The organism is Sinomonas sp. G460-2 (assembly GCF_047759905.1).
In the GTDB taxonomy this organism is placed as follows: domain Bacteria; phylum Actinomycetota; class Actinomycetes; order Actinomycetales; family Micrococcaceae; genus Sinomonas.
Map to the genome: position 1 here is coordinate 1 of NZ_JBKZWT010000256.1, position 5,189 is coordinate 5,189.

Below are 5,189 nucleotides of genomic sequence, written 5' to 3' on the forward strand. Positions count from 1 at the left end.
GGTGCCTGTGGATAACTTCGGCGCGAGGAGCGGCCTTCCCGGCAGACTGTGCGGTATGACCCGACGTGCCCCGCTGCCCGATCCGCTCCGAGACCAGCCCTTCACGTTCACCGAAGCCCTCACCGCAGGGGTCACCCCTGGACGGCTTCGCGCCAAGGACCTCGAGCACTGCAGCCGCGAGATCTATCGGGCAGGAACCCACGATCCGGGTCTCGCGGAGCGGCTCGAGGTCCATCTCGCGGTCACGCCACTGGCCTGGGGATCGCATCGAACAGCGGCCAAGCTGCAAGGACTCCCCCTCCCCCCGTGGTGCGACGAGCACGATCTACTGCACCTCAGCAAGCCGGACCATCTTCCGCGGGTGCGCCGGAAGGGAGTCGTCGGGCATCGCGTTAGGGTCCGGCCAGGCGAGCTTCATCATGTCAACGGCTCATGCGAGTTGGCTCTGACTCAGTCCCGGAGACCCTCCTGCGCCTCGCAATGGAGGCGGCGGGTCTCCCGGAACCGGAACTCCAACTTCTGCTGTACACCGACAATCCGAGATCGCCAACCGCCGACATTGGATACCGACGCTATCGACTTGCGATCCAGTACGAAGGGAGCCACCATCTCGACGAGGCGCAGCGCCTCAGCGACGCGCGCCGCGATCGCGCGTTCCGCCGAGCCGGATGGATGGTGATTCTTGTCACCGTGGACGATCTTCGCGACGACTTCCGAGGAGTGATTCGGCGGATCCGGCGCCATCTCGCCGAACAGGCCGCCTGAGACCCACGGGACGTGACCCCTGTACGGCCCCCAACCCACGGGACGTGACCCTTGAACGGCTAGCGGCCCACGAACCAATCCTGCAGCTTCTTCAGCCGCGCCCGGATCTGTTCCTCGTTGGCCTGGGCGACGGCCGGCCCGCCGCACAGCTCGCGGAGCTTCGTGTGGACGACGCCATGCGGAGTCCCCGTGCGCGCACTCCAGGCCGACACGTTCTTCGCGAGCTCGTTCCGGAGATCCATGAGCCGGCGATGGTCCGGGACGCCGGCTGGCGACGACGTTGGCCCCGTGCTCTTGCGCCGCGACACGTGCTCCTGCTGGCGCTGGCGCAGGAGCGCCGCGACCTGCTCCGCGTCGAGCAGCCCGGGGATGCCGAGGAAGTCGAGCTCCTCCTCGGAGCCGACTTCGCCCCCCATGCCGAATTCGCCGCCGTCGAAGAGGACGCGGTCGAACGCGGCCTGCGACTCGAGCGCCTCGTATTTGCCCTTTGCGAGCGTGTCGGAGGCCTTCTCCTCGCGGTTGGCCTCGTCGATGAGCGATTCCTCGAGGTCCATGAGCCCATCCTCGTCCGAGGACGGGCGGTCGAGCGCGTGATCGCGCTCCACCTCCATCGAGTTCGCGAGCGCCATGAGCTGCGGGACCGAGGGCAGGAAGACCGACGCGGTCTCGCCTCGCTTGCGGGCGCGCACGAAGCGCCCCACGGCCTGGGCGAAGAACAGCGGCGTCGACGTCGACGTCGCGTAGACACCCACGGCGAGCCGTGGCACGTCGACCCCCTCGGACACCATGCGCACGGCGACCATCCACCGGGCGGCGCCGTCGGAGAATTCCTCGATCCGGTTCGACGCCTTCGCGTCGTCGGACAGGATGATCGCCGGCGACTCGCCCGTGATCTTCTTGAGCTGCCCCGCGTACGCCCTCGCGTCGTCGTGGTCGGTCGCGATGACGAGGCCGCCGGCGTCGGGCACTGTACGCCGCACCTCGGTGAGCCGCCGGTCGGCGGCGGCGAGGACGGCGGGAATCCACTCGCCCTGAGGGTTGAGCGCCGTGCGCCACGCCTGCGCGGTGACGTCCTTCGTGACGGCAGCCTCGCCGAGCGACGCCGCCATCTCCTCGCCCGCGCTCGTGCGCCACCGCATCTGCCCCGAATACGCCATGAAGATGACGGGACGGACCACGTGGTCGCGCAGCGCCTGCCCATAGCCGTACGTGTAGTCGGCCTTCGACCGGCGGATCCCGTCAGGGTCCTCGGCGTAGTCGACGAACGGAATGGGTGAGGTGTCGGAGCGGAACGGCGTTCCTGTGAGCGCGAGCCGGCGCACCGCGGGCTCGAACGCCTCGCGGAGGCCGTCGCCCCACGAAAGCGATTCGCCGCCGTGGTGGATCTCGTCGAGGATCACGAGCGTCCGCGCTGCCTCGGTCTTCGCGCGGTGCAGGAGCGGCTTGCTCGCGACCTGCGCGTAGGTCACGGCGACGCCGCGGAAGTCGCGGCCGTGCTGACCGTCGGAGTTCTTGAAGTTCGGGTCGATCGCGATGCCGACGCGCGCCGCGGCGTCGGCCCACTGCCGCTTGAGGTGATCCGTGGGGGCCACGACCGTCACGCGGTTGACGAGTCCCTGCTCGAGGAGCGTCGATGCTATGCGGAGCGCGAACGTCGTCTTGCCTGCGCCGGGCGTCGCGACGGCGAGGAAGTCGCGCGGCGCGCGGCCGAGGTACCTGTCGAGCGCCTCCTGCTGCCACGCTCGGAGCTTGGGAGCCGTGCCCCACGCGGCGCGTTCGGGGTAGGCGGGAGAAATCCGCGCGGCGACAGCGTGGTGGCCAGGGTTGTTTTCCTGCCCGCCGAAGAGCGTTTCCGTCACGCGCGTCCCGCTTCACGAACGACGGGCGACGGCGCGCGCGTCCTCGAGCCGGCCACGGAACCGAGGAGGGCGGAGACGGCGAGCATGCCCACGAGAAGTGCGAACACGCCGGCCCCCGGGACGCTGCCGGGGGTGAGGAGCAGGGAGTAGAGCGCTCCGGCTCCGGCGGTTCCAATCACTCCACCGAGCATATCGGCCAACTGGAGCGAGGCCGAATTCCTCCCGCGCTCGGCCGCGTCGCTCAGGTCGAGGAGCAGCACGGACGTCGTCGTGGTCGCGAGGCCCATGCCCATCCCCGCGACGGCCCAGGCTCCCGCGAGCAGCCACGGCGTGGCCTGCGCTGCGACCACGGTCGCGACGCCCGCCATACACGCAGCGAGAAGGGCTGGGCCGACCACGAGGTAAGTGGGCCGCGCGAGCCACCCCTTGGTCTGCACGACCGAGCCCGCGGTCCACCCGATCGCCCCGCCTGTCAGCGCAAGCCCCGCGATCGAGGGCTCGAGCCCGTAGCGGTCCACGAGCATGAGGGGGATGAACGCCTCGGCGCCAAAGAAGGCAAGCGTCAGGAGCCCGCGCACCACGATGACCGCGGGCAGGCCGCGGGCCACACGCACCACGCCGCGCGGGAGCAGCCGAGGGATCGTGACGACCACGGCCACGAGGCCCGCGAGGCCGAGGAGCCCCAGCACGAACGGGTTCACGGCCTCCCTCGTCTGCGGATCGGCCAAGGACTGCGTGGCCCACTGCGCCGCCGCGACGCCGGCGGCGAGCGCAAGTCCGAGGAGGGCGCGCCGTCGTCCTTCGCCGGCGCCCATGGCGTGCTCCTGTGGCGCGCCGAGGCTCCGCACGCGGGGCCACGTGAGCAGCACGGCGACGACGACAATTGGCGCGACGCCGAAGAACGCCCACCGCCAACTCGCGTGCTCGGCGAGCAGTCCGGACACGTACGGCCCGACGAGCGACGGCACCACCCAGGCCGCTGAGAACCAGCCGAACAGGACGGGCTGAAGCGCGGCCGGGAGCGCTTGGCCGATGATCACGTAGACGGGCACAATCATGAATCCGGCTCCGGCCCCCGAGACCATCCGGCCGAGCGTGAACGCGCCGAAGTCCCAGGCCCCGCCGCACAGGAGCAGGCCTGCGGTCATGAGCCCGAGGCCCGTCAGAAGCGACGGCCGCGCCCCGGCGACGTCGCACCACGAGCCCGCCGCGGCGGTTGCCGCCATCGAAGCCGTGAGGTAGAGCGAGAACGCCAGACCATACGCTCGGGCTCCGCCGAGCTCGCTCGCGACGACGGGCATCGCGGTCGTGACGGCCATCGCCTCGAACGCGCTGCACGTGACGATCGCGAGCAGACCGACGACGAGTCCTCGGTAGGCCCGGGACATGAGCCCCTGGGCCTCGCGGACCGCCACCTAGGCGTCGTTGCCCGGGCGCAGCCCCTCGTAGATCTCCTTGCAGGTGGGGCAGACCGGGAACTTCTTGGGGTCACGACCCGGCGTCCAGACTTTGCCGCACAAGGCGATCACGGGCTCGCCCGTGAGGGCGGACTCCATGATCTTCTCCTTGCGCACGTAGTGCGAGAAGCGTTCGCGATCGCCCGGTTCGAGCTCCTCGCGGACCTCCTCGCGCTCGATCGTCGTGGTCGAGCCGGAGGTGGAGGGGTCCCGCGGATCGTTCCCGTACGGATCGAAGGGGTCAGCTGTGCTCATGCGTCCATGCTAGCAACGGGCCCCGACAGTGGCGGGCGGGCGGCGCGCTTGCGAGGCGTCCGACGGCGCCCGCGTCCTTGAGGATCACTGCCTCCATGGCGTCAGCCCACCTTGGTCAGGGCCGCGTACACTTCCGGGCCCCGCCGGTCGAGCCAGCTGCCGCCGAGCCACGTGCCGAGCGCGGCCAGGGCGCCGCCCAGCACGAGGCCGACCAGGAGCGCCACCCAGCCGAACGCGCCTCCACCCGCTCCGGAGGCGAGCACCACGAGCACGATCTCCGGCAGGACGAGCAGGCCGAGCCCCACGAGCCCGCCGAGCTGGACGAAGATCGTTTGGGCCGTGTTGCCCGGCGGCCGCTTGAACGGGCTCTCGCCAGGGAGCGGCACGGCCACGACGAAGCGCGACGACACGACCGACGCGAGCCCGACGCCGCTCAGGAGCACCCCGAACACTAGCCCGAGATAAGCGGGAAGGAGCTGCCAGCGGCCCGAGACCGCGAACGGCACGACCGTGATGAGGATCGCGACGGGGACGGCGAACGTCAGGAGCGCGAGCGCCCTCCCGCGCCGGTCGTCGCTGCCCCGGACTCCGGCGGAGAGGTGGAGTGCGAACGCCGTCGAGTCGTACGAGATGTCGCTCGCGAGGGACCACGCGAGGAGGAACGCCGCGAGCGGCCCCGACAGGAGGAACACCTCGGAGTTGTGGCGCTGGACCGAGGAGAAGTAAAGGATCACGGGCAGGAGCGGCACGATGATGAGCGCGGCGGCGTAGCGCGGGTCCCGGATCCAGTACGTGAGCGAGCGCGCCGCGATGGCGCCCCACGGGGTGGCGGGCATCCAGCCGAACGCCCCGA

At 70.7% G+C, this 5,189-nt stretch carries 5 protein-coding genes and 1 pseudogene; 1 reads left to right on the plus strand and 5 read right to left on the minus strand.

The window, feature by feature from the left end; all coding sequences use genetic code 11:
* On the minus strand, positions 1-235 hold a 235-nt coding region (locus ACLN58_RS17370; RefSeq protein WP_415856501.1), incomplete at its 3' end, for a hypothetical protein.
* 197 nt (positions 236-432) lie between these two features.
* Between ACLN58_RS17370 and ACLN58_RS17375 the strand changes: the two genes are divergently transcribed.
* Positions 433-765 (plus strand): DUF559 domain-containing protein, encoded by a 333-nt coding sequence (locus ACLN58_RS17375; protein ID WP_415856502.1) that lies wholly within the window; start codon positions 433-435, stop codon positions 763-765.
* A gap of 59 nt (positions 766-824) precedes the next feature.
* On the opposite strand, the gene ACLN58_RS17380 is transcribed toward ACLN58_RS17375, so the two are convergent.
* From ACLN58_RS17380 to ACLN58_RS17395, 4 genes and pseudogenes are all read right to left on the minus strand, one after another.
* Complete coding sequence (locus ACLN58_RS17380; RefSeq protein WP_415856503.1) at positions 825-2,624, minus strand: DEAD/DEAH box helicase; 1,800 nt, start codon at positions 2,622-2,624, stop codon at positions 825-827.
* Entirely contained in the window at positions 2,621-4,039 is a 1,419-nt protein-coding gene (locus ACLN58_RS17385) for an MFS transporter (RefSeq protein WP_415856504.1), read from the minus strand. The genes ACLN58_RS17380 and ACLN58_RS17385 overlap by 4 nt, the downstream gene beginning before the upstream one ends.
* Positions 4,040-4,336 carry a DUF3039 domain-containing protein gene (locus ACLN58_RS17390; RefSeq protein ID WP_415856505.1) on the minus strand — a complete coding sequence of 99 codons (297 nt, stop codon included), beginning with the start codon at positions 4,334-4,336 and terminating at the stop codon, positions 4,040-4,042.
* Positions 4,337-4,437: 101 nt separating this feature from the next.
* A pseudogene (locus ACLN58_RS17395) lies at positions 4,438-5,189 on the minus strand (transporter); the annotation flags it as partial.

Bases quoted from the DNA above. Each gene is read 5' to 3' on its own strand.
- ACLN58_RS17375 (WP_415856502.1), top strand. From the start codon at position 433: ATGCGAGTTGGCTCTGACTCAGTCCCGGAGACCCTCCTGCGCCTCGCA.
- ACLN58_RS17390 (WP_415856505.1), bottom strand. From the start codon at position 4,336: ATGAGCACAGCTGACCCCTTCGATCCGTACGGGAACGATCCGCGGGAC.